General features: G+C 40.4%; 15 protein-coding genes. 9 read left to right on the top strand and 6 right to left on the bottom strand.

The genetic code is table 11. The features are described from left to right. Window positions 1-140 precede the first annotated feature (140 nt). The 9 genes from CS060_RS07395 to CS060_RS07355 all read left to right on the top strand — a co-directional run bounded on the left by CS060_RS07395 (window position 141) and on the right by CS060_RS07355 (window position 10,760). Window positions 141-1,655: an FAD-dependent oxidoreductase gene (locus CS060_RS07395; RefSeq protein ID WP_035049319.1), complete on the top strand. Its 1,515-nt coding sequence runs from the start codon at window positions 141-143 to the stop codon at window positions 1,653-1,655. Further along, a complete protein-coding gene (locus CS060_RS07390) occupies window positions 1,652-3,121 on the top strand; it encodes a spore germination protein (protein WP_035049318.1) in 1,470 nt (489 codons plus the stop codon). Before CS060_RS07395 ends, CS060_RS07390 begins: the two co-directional genes overlap by 4 nt. A gap of 9 nt (window positions 3,122-3,130) precedes the next feature. Next, a complete protein-coding gene (locus CS060_RS07385) occupies window positions 3,131-4,231 on the top strand; it encodes a GerAB/ArcD/ProY family transporter (protein ID WP_035049315.1) in 1,101 nt (366 codons plus the stop codon). Window positions 4,232-4,281: 50 nt separating this feature from the next. Next, a complete protein-coding gene (locus tag CS060_RS07380) occupies window positions 4,282-5,322 on the top strand; it encodes a Ger(x)C family spore germination protein (protein ID WP_231563667.1) in 1,041 nt (346 codons plus the stop codon). Between the two features lie 71 nt (window positions 5,323-5,393). Next, entirely contained in the window at window positions 5,394-6,449 is a 1,056-nt protein-coding gene (locus CS060_RS07375) for an ABC transporter ATP-binding protein (protein WP_035049310.1), read from the top strand. Between the two features lies 1 nt (window position 6,450). After that, on the top strand, window positions 6,451-7,248 hold the full coding sequence (locus tag CS060_RS07370; RefSeq protein WP_035049308.1) for an ABC transporter permease: 798 nt from the start codon (window positions 6,451-6,453) through the stop codon (window positions 7,246-7,248). Further along, complete coding sequence (locus tag CS060_RS07365; RefSeq protein ID WP_231563666.1) at window positions 7,245-8,024, top strand: ABC transporter permease; 780 nt, start codon at window positions 7,245-7,247, stop codon at window positions 8,022-8,024. Before CS060_RS07370 ends, CS060_RS07365 begins: the two co-directional genes overlap by 4 nt. After that, window positions 8,021-9,094, top strand: a complete 1,074-nt coding sequence (locus tag CS060_RS07360) for an ABC transporter substrate-binding protein (RefSeq protein ID WP_099668825.1) — start codon at window positions 8,021-8,023, stop codon at window positions 9,092-9,094. The genes CS060_RS07365 and CS060_RS07360 overlap by 4 nt, the downstream gene beginning before the upstream one ends. A 175-nt stretch (window positions 9,095-9,269) precedes the next feature. After that, the gene (locus CS060_RS07355) at window positions 9,270-10,760 is read left to right on the top strand and encodes a peptide MFS transporter (RefSeq protein WP_035049304.1); all 1,491 of its coding nucleotides are present in this window, start codon (window positions 9,270-9,272) and stop codon (window positions 10,758-10,760) included. A 23-nt stretch (window positions 10,761-10,783) separates the two neighbouring features. Here CS060_RS07355 and rlmH read toward each other — a convergent pair whose 3' ends face one another. The 6 genes from rlmH to CS060_RS07325 form a co-directional block, all read right to left on the bottom strand. After that, entirely contained in the window at window positions 10,784-11,263 is a 480-nt protein-coding gene (gene rlmH, locus CS060_RS07350) for a 23S rRNA (pseudouridine(1915)-N(3))-methyltransferase RlmH (protein ID WP_180271065.1), read from the bottom strand. An 83-nt stretch (window positions 11,264-11,346) separates the two neighbouring features. Next, window positions 11,347-11,502, bottom strand: a complete 156-nt coding sequence (locus tag CS060_RS07345) for a CxxH/CxxC protein (protein WP_069201720.1) — start codon at window positions 11,500-11,502, stop codon at window positions 11,347-11,349. Window positions 11,503-11,556: 54 nt separating this feature from the next. Then, window positions 11,557-12,765 (bottom strand): S1C family serine protease, encoded by a 1,209-nt coding sequence (locus tag CS060_RS07340; RefSeq protein ID WP_035049302.1) that lies wholly within the window; start codon window positions 12,763-12,765, stop codon window positions 11,557-11,559. 112 nt (window positions 12,766-12,877) lie between these two features. Continuing rightward, window positions 12,878-13,666, bottom strand: coding sequence for an exodeoxyribonuclease YycJ (gene yycJ / locus CS060_RS07335; RefSeq protein WP_021094394.1), 789 nt, complete (start codon window positions 13,664-13,666; stop codon window positions 12,878-12,880). Between the two features lie 5 nt (window positions 13,667-13,671). Beyond that, window positions 13,672-14,457, bottom strand: coding sequence for a two-component system regulatory protein YycI (locus tag CS060_RS07330; RefSeq protein ID WP_035049300.1), 786 nt, complete (start codon window positions 14,455-14,457; stop codon window positions 13,672-13,674). Then, a complete protein-coding gene (locus CS060_RS07325; RefSeq protein ID WP_099668824.1) occupies window positions 14,444-15,772 on the bottom strand; it encodes a YycH family regulatory protein in 1,329 nt (442 codons plus the stop codon). The genes CS060_RS07330 and CS060_RS07325 overlap by 14 nt, the downstream gene beginning before the upstream one ends. Window positions 15,773-15,776: the final 4 nt, after the last annotated feature.

The raw sequence follows: 15,776 nt of genomic DNA, 5'->3' as shown, positions 1-15,776 counted from the left end.
TTTAACTCTCCCTCTTACGTTATGTTATTAAAACGTTTCGATACTCGTCTATTTCCATTTTATCATCTTTGCAAATGTTCATCATAAACTTTTCGATTTGGGGAAAATTAAGAAAAACATGGGTATGGAGGAACAAAAACATGTCTTTACCAAAGTTATCTCAATCGTATTGGCTACAAACAACAACGCTTCCGTCTTTTCCATCTTTGACGCAACCGATTGAAACGGATGTAGCGATTATTGGTGGAGGTATGACAGGTATTACAACCGCTTATTTGCTCGCTAAACAAGGCGTGCGTGTCGCCGTCATCGAAGCAAATCGGCTATGTCACGGCACAACTGGGCATACGACGGCAAAAATAACCGCCCAACATGATCTTATTTATCATGAGCTGATTGCTCACTTCGGTGAGGATAGCGCTCGTCAATATTACGAAGCAAATAGCGAGGCAATACAGTTTATTTTGCAAACAATAAAAGAAAACGATATGCATTGCGATTTATCGCTAGAAGATGCATACGTATATACGACTGAAGAAACGCAATTATATAAGCTTGAGGCGGAATGGAAAGCATATGAAACGATCGGCATTGACGGAGCATATGTCGATCAACTGTCGCTTCCTTTTTCCGTTCAAGGTGCAATCATGATGCGCAACCAAGCGCAATTCCATCCGCTCCATTATTTAAAAACATTAGTGGAACTCGCTGTCAAACATGGGGCATCTTTTTATGAACAAACCGTTGCACAACATATTGAGACATCGACAAGACCGGTTGTACAAACAAAAAATGGAGCAACGATCACTTGTGACACTGTTGTCATTTGTACCTACTTTCCATTTTTTTACCCTGCTTTTTACTTTGCAAGATTACATGCAGAAAGGTCATACGTGATTGCAGTTGAAGCGCACGAACGATTGCAAGGCATGTATTTAAGCGCAAATGAACCAAAGCGCTCAATTCGATATACAATGATGGACAACAAACCACTCCTCCTCATTGGTGGCGAGTCGCATAAAGTCGGACAAGGGGTAAACATGATGCAACATTATGAAGCGTTACAATCATTTTGTGAACATACATTTGGGTTATCAAACGTACGATATCGCTGGTCGGCGCAAGATCTTGTCACACTAGACAATCTCCCATACATCGGTCCTGTTCGTACAAGCCTTCCACACATACTTGTCGCGACAGGATACCGTAAATGGGGCATGACGACAAGTACAGTTGCTGCTCATCTGTTAGCCGATTTAGCGTTACAAAAAGAAAATCGTTACGCTCAACTGTTTGCCCCGTCACGCTTTGTCGCAGATCCGTCGCTCAATCACTTGCTGACAGAAGGAATCGATGTTGCGAAGCATTTCCTAATCGGAAAGCTTGAATACGCCCTCCGCACCCCTCGCGACATATTGCCTGGAGAAGGAGCTGTGGTCAATGTAGATGGAAAACGAGCTGGTGCTTATCGCGACGAACAAGGCAGGCTATATGTCGTCGATACGACATGTACACATATGGGATGTGAACTCGAATGGAACAATAGCGAACAGACATGGGACTGTCCATGTCATGGTTCACGTTTTTGTTTTACTGGAAAAGTGTTAGAGGGCCCAGCTATTGAACCGCTTCCACAGCTGAAAGGAGATGAATGATGAACGGCACCCAACAACTATTGACTCATTCGCTTGATACGAATGAACAAACGTTGCGTGACTATTTTACAAAAACACCTGATCTCGTATATTGCCATTTATTGATCGGGGAACCAAAAAAACGAGCGTTACTTGTATATCTCAATACGCTCGTTGATAAAAATTCGATCAACAATAACATTATAGATCCGCTTTTATTTGAAACGAAACAAATTCATACAATTGCAGATATTCAACTCCCGATTGGTTCAAAATCATATACGACAAAATGGGAACATGTTATTCAACACGTGTTTCAAGGAGAGACAGCGCTATTCTTAGACGGCGACAATCAAGTATTACTTTTAGATACACAAGGGTGGCCGCAACGCGCCATTGCGGAACCGCAAATTGAATCGTCTTTGAAAGGATCACACCAAGGATTTATCGAGACGTGCGAGAAAAATATTGCCCTTATTCGCCGTTATTTGCCGCATCAACAATTAAAAATTGAAGAAACGACCGTCGGTAGACGCGGTCATACCCCTGTCTCCTTATTGTATTTAGAAGACGTTGCTCATCCGGAAGTATTACAAGAATTGAAAGATCGTATCGAACAAGTCGATGTCGATACGATCGTCAATACAGGCGAGCTGATGCAGTATATTGAAGACAATCCATTTTCACCATTTCCACAATTTTTATTAACTGAACGTCCCGATGCTGCAGTAAGCAACTTATTACAAGGTCGCATTGTTATTGTTATTGACCGTTCGCCAAGCGTGATGATTGGACCAATGACGTTTATTACGTTTTTCCAAACGGTGGATGATTACAGTACACGTTGGATGATCGCTTCGTTTTTACGGCTTTTGCGCTTGCTTGCCTTTTTTATGGCGATTTTTCTGCCGTCTGCTTATATCGCGGCCCTCTCGTTTCATTACGAAATCATTCCGCTCAATTTATTGTTAACGATTGGTGAATCGCGCGAACGTGTCCCGCTTCCGCCACTTTTAGAAGCCGTGTTAATGGAGCTTGCGATTGAAATGCTACGTGAAGCAGGTTTACGCCTACCTGCACCGATCGGACAAACGGTCGGCATCGTTGGAGGGGTCGTCATCGGACAAGCAGCTGTTGAAGCCGGTATCGTCAGCAATATTATGGTCGTGATCGTCTCGTTGACAGCCATTGCATCATTCATTATTCCAAATCCAGATATGTCCGAGTCGATTCGTTTATTGCGTTTCCCAATGATGATTGCCGCTTCTTTATTTGGCTTAGTTGGAATGGTCATCGGGTTCATGCTTATTATCGGCCATTTGATTTCATTAGAATCGCTCGGCACACCTGCAGGAAGTCCATTTGCTCCTGCGCGGTTGCGCGACTGGAAAGATACGATCTTACGCTTTCCGCTTTGGATGATGCGCACACGCCCATTATCCGCCCGTCCAACGCAACTGACGAGACAAAAAAAATTTCGTAAATAAGTGGTGGGTATGAAACGGTATGGATTTAACGAAATGACAACGATGCAATACATTTTTCTTATTTCGGGCACACAAGTCGGTATCGGCATTTTATCGCTTCCAGCCCAACTTGCCGATATCGCCAATACAGACGGATGGATCGCCATTGTCATCGGCTGGGTTATTTCGATGATCGCAAGTACGATCATTATAAAAACGATGGCAAAGCATCCGCAAGATACGATTTTCAATCTTTCTCGTCGCTATTTCGGTCGTATATTTGGGACATTGATCCATCTTGCTTTTGTCGCCTACACATCATTAGCAGCTATCACTGTTGTTTTTACGTCCATTCATATTACGCAAGTATGGATTTTACCAAACACACCAAACTATCTCATTATGATGTTGTTTATGTTGCCCGGCTTTTTAATTACACGAAATGGTGTGCGCGTGCTTGGACGTTATGCTGAAGTCGTCTTTTATTTAACACTCTGGATGCCTGTTTTAATTGCAGTACCGCTACAAAAAGGAACGATTTTATATATGCTTCCTATTTTAAAAGAGGGATGGGCACCGATTTTTCAAGCGGTAAAAACGACGGTTTTATCGTTTTTAGGCTTTGAATTAGCGTTCGTGTTTTATCCGTTTTTGAAAGAAAAAAAGCATGGGATCAAAGCGATGGTCATTGCCAACAGCATCTCGGCTTTTACATTTTTGCTCATTACGATCACATGTTTTATTTTTTTTAGCCCAGACGAAACACCTTCGCTTATTTGGCCGACGTTATCGTTGCTCAAAACAATTGAATTTTCGTTTATTGAACGGTTTGAAGTCATCTTTTTATCGTTTTATTTGTTCGTGATGTCAACAACAGGCATTCCCTATATTTTTACAACTGTTTTTGGCATTAGTCAGCTAATTGGAAAAAAGGATCATACGATCGTATTACTCTTTACCGTTTGTATATTTATTTTCACGTCCTTTTTATACACCCCACCTTTTTCTCATATTCAAACGATGGGTTCGTGGTGGGAAAGATACGGTTTATGGGGAGCGTACTTTTTCCCTATCGGTTTATTTATTTACACCTCCATTGCACGATGGTTTCAAGGAGGGAAAAACAAATGAAAAAGTGTATATATGCCATACTTTGCTTTTTTATAGCTAGTGGATGTGGAATGAAAACACAACTTGACGAATTAACACTCGCATTGACGGTCGGTTTAGATGAGGGGAAAGATGGAAAGTTACTCGTTTACTCGATTAGCCCTGTGTTTAATAAAGAGTCTAAAAATATTTACGAAGTCATTCGTACAGTCGGAATGACGCCGCGCGACGGACGGTCAAAAGCAAACGCTTTTGCGTCTGGAAAAATTGTTGGTGGAAAAGCGCAAAACATTATCGTCAGTAAAACGTTCGCGAAAAAACACGACATGTTTTCCTACTTGGATGTGTTTTTTCGCGATCCGAAAAATTCAACAACAGCGAATTTTATCGTTTTTGATGGTCCGTTAAAAGAGCTGATGTACATTCGCCTTGACGATAAACCACGTTTATCCGTCGCGATTCGCGACGTTATTTTAAACGGTCATATAAATAAACAAACGACTAAAATTAACATGCTTCTTTTTCATCGTTTATCGCTCGATCGTGCCCAAACCCCATTTGCCCCGATTTTAAAGGTGCATAAAGGAGATTTAGTAGCAGCAGGAATTGCTTTATTTAATAGGCAACGAAAATATGTCGGTTCTCTTTCACAAAAAGAAAGTCCATATTTTGCGATATTGCAAAAAAATATTAAACCTGCGACATCGCTCACACTCGCTATAAAAGGTCTAACAAAACAAAAAGAATACGTAAGCATTTCGGTTGAACATGGTGAGTTTTCATATAAACCGTCATTTCGAAATGGGGTGTTCCATTTTGACGTTCATATGAAGCTCGGCGTGATCGTCACGGAGTCAACGACATACATCGATATGAAAAAAGAAAAGAAAAAAGTCGAGAAATGGCTCGCAAAAGAAATACAAAAACAGCTCGAATCTGTCGTAAAAAAATTACAAACATATGAGGCGGATCCGATCGGCTTTGGCTTATACGCCCGCGCTTACGAATACAGACAATTCCAAAAGCAAAAAAGCTGGTCAAAGGCTTTTGCGAAAGCCGAAATCAACATTCGTCCAACAGTTGAAATCATTAGCTACGGTGTGCTTCAATAAAAGGTTGCTGAACATAAAGCGATCGTTCATAATGGACTTAAAAAATAGCTAAATGAGGTGGGAAAAATAAGATGGACGATCGCGTCATTATTCGCTTTGACCATGTTACAAAACAATACGATGATGCGCTTCCTGTGCTCGATGATGTCAGCTTTGACATCGAGCGCGGCAAATTTTATACGCTTCTCGGTCCTTCCGGTTGCGGAAAAACAACAATTCTCCGCTTAATTGCTGGGTTTATCGAACCGACAAAAGGCGATATTTATTTTCATGGAAAACGGATGAACAATGTTCCAGCAAATAAACGGCAAGTAAATACAGTATTTCAAGATTATGCGCTTTTTCCTCACTTAAACGTATTTGAAAACGTTGCTTTTGGCTTACGTATCAAAAAAATAGGAAAAGTAGACATTGAACGAAAAGTACGAGAAGCGCTTCGTTTCGTCAACTTAGAAGGATACGAACAACGAGCGATTCATGAAATGTCAGGAGGACAAAGACAACGTGTCGCCATCGCCCGCGCGATCGTCAATGAACCGGACGTGCTGTTACTAGATGAACCGCTTTCTGCGCTCGATCTAAAGCTTCGAACAGAAATGCAATATGAGTTGCGCGAATTGCAACGAAGACTTGGCATTACATTTATTTTCGTCACTCACGATCAAGAAGAAGCGTTGGCGATGTCAGATGAAATTTTTGTATTGAATAAAGGAAAAATTGAACAACGCGGTACACCAAAAGATATTTATGATGAGCCTGTGAACCGTTTCGTTGCTGATTTTATCGGGGAATCAAATATTATTACTGGAACGATGATTGACGATTTTGTCGTAGAATTCGCTAATCAACAATTTACGTGCGTTGATCGCGGTTTTGCGAAAAACGAACGCGTCGACATTGTTATTCGTCCTGAAGATTTAGAGTTAACAACTGTTGAGCGTGGTAAATTGCGTGTGCGCGTCGATTCTGTTTTATTCCGTGGCGTGCATTATGAGCTTTGTTGTTATGATGCGTATGGAAATGAGTGGCTCGTTCACTCGACAAAAAAGGCGGAAATTGGGGAAGAAATCGGCCTTCATTTTGAACCAGAAGCCATTCATGTCATGAAGCGGAGTGGAGGTGAATAATATGCGCCGCTACGCTTATGCTGTTCCGTATTGGTTATGGATCGCATTGTTTGTTATTGCACCGATCATTCTTATCGTTTATTATTCGTTTTTCGATATTGAAGGGCATTTCTCGCTCGTTAACTATGAAACTTTTTTCACACCTGTTTACTTACGAATGACGCTAAACTCGTTTTGGTATGCATTTTTAATTACAGCCATGTCGCTTCTTATCGCTTATCCAACCGCATATTTGTTGACAAAAACGAAGCATAAGCAGTTATGGCTGTTGCTTATTATTTTGCCGACATGGGTCAATTTATTGTTAAAAGCGTACGCTTTCCTCGGACTGTTCGGCACGTACGGAGCTGTCAACGCACTGCTTGAAACGATTGGAATTGGAACGAAACAACTATTGTTTACGGACTTTAGTTTTGTTTTTGTATCTGTTTATATTTTTATCCCGTTTATGATTTTGCCGATTTTTAATGCGCTTGAAAAATTAAACCCTTCTTTGATCGATGCAGCGCGCGATTTAGGAGCGAGCGAATGGACGACATTTCGTCGCGTCATTTTTCCGCTTACGCTCGATGGCGTAAAAGCTGGCTGTCAGGCGGTGTTCATTCCGTCGCTTTCGCTCTTTATGTTGACGCGATTAATCGCCGGAAACCGTGTCATTACGCTCGGCACCGCTGTTGAGCAACATTTTCTCGTGACGCAAAACTGGGGGATGGGCGCGACAATTGCTGTCTTTTTAATGATTGCCATGGCCGGAATCATGGCTTTAACAGGAAATAAAAAATGGGGGGTGAGACAATGAAATTTTCTCGCCTCTATTTAGCGCTTGTGTTTTTTATACTATACATGCCTATTTTTTATTTAATTTACTATTCGTTTAATAGTGGCGGGACGATGCACCATTTCGAATCGTTTACACTTGATTGGTATAAAGAAGTGTTTGACGACACACGCCTACTCATTATTGTTTTGCATACGATTATTATCGCCTTATTATCGTCATCGCTTGCGACAATCATTGGCGTGTTTGGAGCGATCGCCATTTATTATGCAAAACATCGCTGGAAGCAAACGTTGCTTACGCTAAATAACGTTTTAATCGTCAGCCCTGACGTCATTATCGGGGCATCGTTTCTGATCTTATTTACGATTGCGGGTATTCAGCTCGGATTTACGTCTGTTTTATTGTCTCATATCGCCTTCAGCATTCCGATTGTCGTGTTAATGGTGTTGCCAAAGTTGCAGGAAATGAGCCCGACGTTGATTGATGCAGCACGCGATTTAGGGGCAAACGAGTGGAACGTCTTAACGAAAGTCGTTCTCCCATACATTACACCAGGCATTTTTGCTGGCTTTTTCATGGCGCTCACGTACTCGCTTGATGACTTTGCGGTTACGTTTTTCGTGACAGGCAATGGCTTTTCGACGTTGTCTGTTGAAATTTATTCGCGCGCACGCCAAGGGATTTCATTATCCGTTAACGCTTTATCTACCCTTCTTTTCTTATTTACGCTTCTCCTTGTCGTTGTGTATTACGTCATGACGCAACGCGCTAGCGTGAAGGGGGGACAAAAATGAAAAAATTACTGTCACTTTTTTTGCTTGTTTGGCTCGTTGCTTTTAGTTTGCTTTATGTGACAAAAACGATCGAATCGTCTGAAGGGTATGGAGGAAACAATACGGTAACGATTTATAACTGGGGCGACTATATTGATCCTGCGCTTATTAAAAAATTTGAAAAAGAAACAGGTTTTAAAGTCATTTACCAAACGTTTGATTCAAATGAAGCGATGATGACAAAAATTTCCCAAGGTGGCACGACATTTGACGTCGCTGTGCCGTCAGAATACGCCATCAGCAAAATGAAAGAGGAAGGGTTGTTACTTCCGATCGATCATGCAAAAATCCCAAATTTACGCTATATTGACGAGCGCTTCCTTAACTTATCGTTTGATCCAGGGAATAAATATTCCATTCCTTACTTTTGGGGAACGGTCGGTATCGTCTATAACCGTGCCCTACTTGGTGGAAAGGAAATAACGAATTGGAACGATTTATGGGACCCCGCATTGAAAAATCAAATTTTACTTGTTGATGGTGCACGTGAAATTATGGGCATGGCGCTAAATAGTTTGCATTATTCACTTAACGATACAAACAAAACACACTTACTACAAGCAAAACAAAAACTTGATCAGCTAACACCAAACGTCAAAGCGATCGTGGGCGACGAAATTAAAATGCTGCTTGCGAACGAAGAAGCCGCGATCGGCATCGTTTGGTCAGGAGATGCGGCAGAAATGATGTGGGAAAACGAACGGCTTGATTACGTGATCCCAAAAGAAGGAACAAACTTATGGTTTGATAATATGGTCATTCCAAAGACGGCAAAAAACGTTGAAGGGGCGCATCAATTTATTAATTTTATGCTTGATCCAAAAAACGCGGCTCAAAACGCGGAATACGTCGGCTACTCGACACCAAATAAAAAAGCGCTCGAATATTTGCCAAAAGAAGTCGTTGAAGACGAACGTTTTTATCCAGGCGAACAGCTTGCTGATAAGCTCGAAGTGTATGAAAACCTCGGTAAAAGCATGCTTGCCTATTACAATGAATTGTTTTTACAGTTTAAAATGCACCGCAAATAAGAGGATGGCAAAAAGCTATCCTCTTATATTATTTTAGAAAATTTTTTATTTACTTAATCTGTATATTCGTTTAAAATTATGATTTGTGAAGTCTCTTCATTATTGAGGGCTTGTTTCATGTAGAAAATACTGAAAATAAAAAATTATTATTTTCGAAAACGGAAGGTGTTTTATTATGTCACAAAGTAAACAACAAATTGTTGACAGCGTTCCCCAACGCGGCTTTTTCGGTCATCCAAAAGGACTTTTTACGTTATTTTTTACTGAGTTTTGGGAACGTTTCTCCTATTATGGCATGCGTGCTATTCTTGTGTTTTATATGTATTATGAGGTATCGAAAGGCGGTTTAGGATTAGATGAAACAACCGCTTTATCAATTATGTCCATCTACGGTTCACTTGTTTATATGTCCAGCATTATTGGTGGATGGTTTGCCGACCGATTATTCGGAACTTCAAAAGCCGTTTTTTATGGTGGCATTTTAATTATGCTCGGTCATATTGCTTTAGCTGTTCCGGGAAGTGTTACGATGTTTTTTGCTTCGATGGCGTTAATTATTCTTGGAACAGGATTGCTCAAACCAAACGTATCAAGCGTTGTCGGTGATTTATATGCCGAAGGAGATCATCGCCGTGACGCAGGATTTAGCATTTTTTATATGGGGATTAACCTCGGGGCGTTTTTAGCTCCGCTCGTTGTCGGAACGGTTGGGATGAAATATAACTTCCATCTCGGATTTGGGATTGCGGCGATCGGTATGTTTTTCGGACTTCTCGTATTTGTCGGAACAAAAAAGAAAAATCTCGGCCTTGCGGGAACACATGTACCGAATCCATTATCCGCAGATGAAAAGAAAAAAGTATTCACATGGGGGACAATTGGCGCAGCGCTCATCGCCTTGCTTGTTTCCATTGGCTCATGGACAAACGTATTAACAATTGATCTGTTTGTATCACTTGTCGGCATTTTCGGTATTGTCATTCCAGCTATCTATTTCGTAGTTATGTATCGTAGTCCAAAAACGACAGATGTGGAACGTTCACGCATTATTGCTTATATCCCGTTATTCATCGCATCAGCGATGTTTTGGTCGATTCAAGAACAAGGTTCGACCATTTTAGCAACATATGCGGATAAACGAACGCAGTTGCATTTTGCTGGTATTGATCTTTCACCAGCTTGGTTCCAATCGTTGAACCCGTTATTTGTCATTACATTTGCACCGATTTTTGCTTGGCTATGGGTGAAGCTAGGAGATAAACAACCATCCATTCCAAAGAAATTTTCTTTAGCGCTATTGTTTGCTGGTTTATCGTTTGTCGTCATTTTATTACCAGCTTATCTCGGCGGAAACGACTCATTAGTGAGCCCTCTTTGGCTCGTGCTAAGCTACTTAATTGTTGTGTTTGGGGAACTATGTTTATCGCCAGTCGGTTTATCGGCAACAACAAAGCTTGCTCCGGCGGCGTTTTCAGCACAAACGATGAGCTTATGGTTTTTATCAAGCGCAGCTGCCCAAGCCATTAACGCGCAAATTGTGAAGTTTTATACGCCTGAAACAGAAATGGCTTATTTCGGAACAATCGGCGGAATCGCCATCGTCTTTAGTATCATTCTTTTCATCATCTCACCAAAAATTGAAAGCTTTATGAAAGGAGTAAAATAAGCGGCTGGATTCGGCCGCTTATTTTACTTATGATACGGTTCTCCCCGATTGATACGGAATGCGCGGTAAATTTGCTCGGTTAAAATGAGGCGCATGAGTTGATGCGGAAAAGTCATTTTTGAAAACGAGAGCGATTCGTTTGCTCGTTTCATGACGTCATCGCTTAAGCCGAGAGACCCTCCGATGACAAAAGCTACTTTACTTTTTCCGTATGTCGCTAACCGATCAAGCGTTTGAGCAAATTGTTCAGAAGACATCATTTTTCCCTCAATCGCTAAAGCGATCACATGCATGTCATCCGTCACTTTTGCTAAAATACGCTCGCCTTCTTTCTTCTTGACGAGCTCCATTTGTTGTTCACTTAACTGCTCTGGCGCTTTTTCATCTGCTACTTCAATGATGTCGATTTTTGCATAGGATGACAGTCGTTTCGTATATTCCTCGATTCCTTGTTTTAAATATTTTTCTTTCAATTTACCCACAGCAATAATATATATATTCACAAGTGATCCCCACTTTACAAACATAATATCCACAGGTTTTATCCACATATCCACAACACAAACCCACATGTTGTGTAGAAACATTAGTTCCCTACTATATATATAGCTCGTTGTTCACAAAAATCGCACATCTCCTCTTTTTTATCCACAGTGATTGTTGATATTTCTGGTGCTTGTTGTTTTTCATCCACATACATATCAATTGCAAGTTCGACATGTTGTTCACAACATTTCCACAAAGCATACCACTCCTCGTTTATGAATGAAACGACAGGGAATTCCCTGCCGTTTCGTCATAATGATTGTTTCGCTAATTTTAATGTCACTGTTTGTTTTTTACCATCGCGATAAAACGTTACTTTCATCGTATCGCCAATTTGTTTCCGATTATATAAATGCTTTCTTAAGGCAATGACATCAGCGATTGTTTCATCATCTAACGCGACAATGACATCGAATTCACGCAAACCCGCTTGGGCAGCTGGTGATCCCGGTACGACTTGTAAAATCGCTACTCCTTCTTTGACGTTTGCTGGCAAATGAAGCGTCTGTTGCCAATGATAGGCTGGGATATCACTTAATGAACGCAATTCTACGCCCATATATGGACGGCGAACTTGTCCAAACTTCTCTAAATCCGCAATGATCGGTTTGGCATAGTTAATCGGAATGGATAATCCGATTCCTTCCACCGCTTCTTGCGCAATTTTCATCGAGTTAATTCCAATGACTTGACCTTCGATATTTACGAGTGCTCCTCCGCTGTTTCCTGGGTTAATCGCAGCGTCTGTTTGTAATACTTCTGCATGCCAGTCTGGAATACCGTCTTGGTCAATGTCAATTGGAATCGTACGGTTTACCCCTGAAATAATTCCTTGTGTCACAGAACCAGCAAATTGCAACCCAAGTGGATTCCCAACCGCAATGACCGGTTCTCCTACTTTTACGACATCGGAATTGCCAAATTCAGCTACGTTTGTGACGTGTTTCGCATCAATTTCTAATACCGCTAAATCCGTCCATACATCGCTTCCAAGCAAACGTGCTGGCACTTTTGTTCCGTCGCTTAAGCTCACTTCGACACGGCTTGCTCCTTCAACGACGTGATGGTTGGTAACAATATATGCTTTGTTTCCTTCTTTTTTATAAATGACTCCCGAACCGGTTCCAGCTTCTCCGCCTTCTGACCAAAAACTTGCCTCTTGAATATTGACAATGCCGACAACCGCATTAGATACTTTGTTGACTGCTTTCGTTACTTGAGTCACGACATCGACAGCTACACTTTTGTCTACTTTTGGCTGCTCTGTTACAGCTGGCTGTTTTTCTTCTGTTTGTTCGAGCTTATAAGGCAAGACATCCCATTTCACTAGTGAAGGGATAGAAACAACGACAAGCATACCGCCTAAAATGGCCCCGACTATCCCTGCTAAAAAAGCGCCTCCACGATTGCCTTTTTGTTTTTGACGAATATGTTCATAATGATCATCATAATAGCCCATTTTTCACCCGTCCTTTCTATATCAAAGATTGACCCCTTTTCCATTATAACCTGTTTTTTCGCCAATCATCTAATAATATACATACGGTATGTTGGTGAAAAAACGGTGAAATTTATACGGAAACGAGCGCTGTCGGACGAACCGGATCCGTATCATATAGTTGAAAAGATTCCCCGACGATCATCCCTTTTTTCTCAAGCGTCTGAGCAACTGTCATTCGTGCTAATTCTTTCATATTGTTATCTTGGCTTAAATGCGCTAAATAAATGCGTTTTGTTTTGTCACCAATGACGTCTGCTAAAGCAAGACCTGCATCCTCATTAGATACGTGTCCAACATCACTTAATATGCGTCGCTTAATGTTCCATGGATATTTCCCCATACGCAACATTTCTACATCATGGTTACTTTCAAATACAAATACATCCGCATGACAAATGACACCTTTCATTCGTTCGCTAACATAACCTGTATCTGTGATAAGCGCTAGCTTTTTTCCCTCATAATGAAATACATAAAACATAGGCTCAGCGGCATCGTGCGATACACCAAATGACTCAACATCTATATCTCCAAACGTCCGAACGGTACCAGTTGGAAAAATAAATTTTTGTTCAGATGGAATGTCACCGATAAGCCCATCCATCGCTTTCCATGTTTTTTCATTCGCATAAATCGGAAGGCGATACTTCCGAGCAATGACGCCTAAACCTTTAATATGGTCGCTATGTTCATGTGTCACTAAAACACCTGTGACATCTTGAATGTGGCGATCAATATGAGCAAATAGTTGCTCTAATTGTTTGCCGCTTAATCCTGCATCAACAAGTAACCGTTCACGTTCCGTTTCTACGTAAAAAGCGTTACCTGTACTGCCACTTGCCAAAACGCTAAACCTCATCTTATTCACTCCAACACTTTATTTTCATCACTAATGACTTGTCCTTCAAATGCATTGACATAATAATCTGTTTTTCCATTTACAATAACGTGCCATGTCGGTGTTAACACTTGCGAAGTCGTAAACTGAACGAGCGCGTAATAGCCTAGATCAATTTTCGTTACTCGATCGCCCGGCTTCAAGTAATTTCGCTTATATAACGTCTCTAACGCTTTAATCGCCGGCAAAATTTCTTGTTTTTTCTCGTTTTTCTCTAAATCAACGAGCAATGTTTGTTCATAGCCAACCATTTCATTTTGATCATTCACATAAATAAGCAACATACTGCTCACATTTTTGTAAATTGTTTTTCCTTCATATTGTTGAAAATAAATGAGCGCTTGTAAATGTTCGTCGTACTTCCAAAATGTATATTGATCACCCGCGATTATATTTTGTCTTAAAAACTCTGTTAAGCGATAACCGTCTTTTGGATCTTGTAGTGGCACAGGTTTAATAAAATGGGCTTGCAAAACGGTTTCGTTTGCCGCTTCAACTTGTTGGTTGGGCAATTTTTTCACTTCTTCTTCTGTGAATGTTTTACTTTTTCCGCTCACATATGTCGCTTTTGTTATTTCTTTTGGTAAATCCACATATGTAATGCCATCTGCTTCGAGCTGTTCCTCAATTGTTGCTTCTAAAATCACATCAAGCTGGCTACTATTTTTTTTCTGGATAAATTGATAACCTAAAAATATATCAAGAATGAGGAATGTAATAATAAAAATTGTTTTCGTTTTACTCCAATCCAATGATATCCCCTCTTCGTTCATCTGTCGTCATCACAATTTTGCGCCACGTTCCGCTATATAAACAGTACCAAGCTGGTTCTAACATGACGATATTTTCCCGCTCCGAATCACGAATGAGCTCATAACCGATGGCAATATCATCAATTAACTCATGTTGAATATTTTTTTGTCTTTTCAACTGATCAATGACTTCGTATCCAGACGAAAGTGTAATTGGCAAGCTCACCCGATCGGGAATAGCTAATGTAAATAACGGGCGTTGGTAATTGATAATCTCATTTTCTCCCCATATTTGTATAATTTCTGCCATACCGTAACGATTAAATACAGGATAACCATTGGCAAACAAACGAAAAGTTACTTTTCTACCGTTTTCGTCTAAGCGATCAAAATAATACGTATCCGTCCAACCGCCATGATCGTTCACAAAATCAATGCTCTTTTGCAAAACAATCGGGTCTGCCGTCTTTATCTCCCCACGAGCAGCTGGATTGACATACAACAACAATTTTTTTGATAAATCAACATCCATTAAACGTGAACCATCTGTATATTCCTCACCAAAATTGAGCACATCTTTTTTCACAAAACTTGGGTCTGTAAATAATGCATCTTTAAAACGATCGCTACTTAACTCGTCCATATAGTATTGCAATCGGTTTAATACAAGGGGACGAGCTGGTAAAAACAACGATTTTGTCTCGCTAATGTCATAAGATAAAAAAGGTGTGTAACGTTCTGCCCGCGCATAATATGTCTGTTTCAAATTTTCGATCACCGCATCTTGAACAACCGCTTTATATATACGCCTCTCATTGGCAGATACGAAGTAGACATTCATTTCTTCTTCGTTTTCATTCATCGGGATGATGATACGATCAAACTGAACTTTTTCGATGTCTTGGTCTTCAAATTGAAACATCGTTCGATACATTTCAATCGGTATATCATCGGGATAAATAATTTCGATTTTCCCTTTCCCATGTATAAATGAAAGGAATTGTTCTTTTTTGATTGTGCTTGATATATTTTGAAAATGATCGAACGTCCAATTTTTCATCTCTTTCATAAATTTGTAAATATCCGAGTGATGTGTCATTCCATAATGTTGTTCATTTTTATGAATAAAAATATAACGCGGCTGAATGACTGTGCTATAATCAACGGCGACATTGCTGACAGGGACGTTTTGAATGTATTTTGCGTTTTCAATGAAGTCATATTTCGGCTGATACGTCCATAAACTCCACGTTAAAAAAACGCTCGTACATACAAGAATCGTCAATACAATCGATTTAATCGTTTCGTATTTCATTGTT

It is taken from the genome of Anoxybacillus flavithermus (genome assembly GCF_002742685.1).
Lineage (GTDB): Bacteria > Bacillota > Bacilli > Bacillales > Anoxybacillaceae > Anoxybacillus > Anoxybacillus flavithermus_E.
Note: the sequence above shows the minus strand (reverse complement) of the source record. Positions and strands in the feature narration are given on the sequence as shown.

Bases quoted from the DNA above. Each gene is read 5' to 3' on its own strand.
- CS060_RS07325 (WP_099668824.1), bottom strand. From the start codon at position 15,772: ATGAAATACGAAACGATTAAATCGATTGTATTGACGATTCTTGTATGT.
- CS060_RS07390 (WP_035049318.1), top strand. From the start codon at position 1,652: ATGATGAACGGCACCCAACAACTATTGACTCATTCGCTTGATACGAAT.
- CS060_RS07380 (WP_231563667.1), top strand. From the start codon at position 4,282: ATGAAAACACAACTTGACGAATTAACACTCGCATTGACGGTCGGTTTA.
- CS060_RS07385 (WP_035049315.1), top strand. From the start codon at position 3,131: ATGAAACGGTATGGATTTAACGAAATGACAACGATGCAATACATTTTT.
- CS060_RS07360 (WP_099668825.1), top strand. From the start codon at position 8,021: ATGAAAAAATTACTGTCACTTTTTTTGCTTGTTTGGCTCGTTGCTTTT.
- CS060_RS07340 (WP_035049302.1), bottom strand. From the start codon at position 12,765: ATGGGCTATTATGATGATCATTATGAACATATTCGTCAAAAACAAAAA.
- CS060_RS07365 (WP_231563666.1), top strand. From the start codon at position 7,245: ATGAAATTTTCTCGCCTCTATTTAGCGCTTGTGTTTTTTATACTATAC.
- CS060_RS07375 (WP_035049310.1), top strand. From the start codon at position 5,394: ATGGACGATCGCGTCATTATTCGCTTTGACCATGTTACAAAACAATAC.
- CS060_RS07355 (WP_035049304.1), top strand. From the start codon at position 9,270: ATGTCACAAAGTAAACAACAAATTGTTGACAGCGTTCCCCAACGCGGC.
- yycJ (WP_021094394.1), bottom strand. From the start codon at position 13,666: ATGAGGTTTAGCGTTTTGGCAAGTGGCAGTACAGGTAACGCTTTTTAC.
- CS060_RS07395 (WP_035049319.1), top strand. From the start codon at position 141: ATGTCTTTACCAAAGTTATCTCAATCGTATTGGCTACAAACAACAACG.
- CS060_RS07370 (WP_035049308.1), top strand. From the start codon at position 6,451: ATGCGCCGCTACGCTTATGCTGTTCCGTATTGGTTATGGATCGCATTG.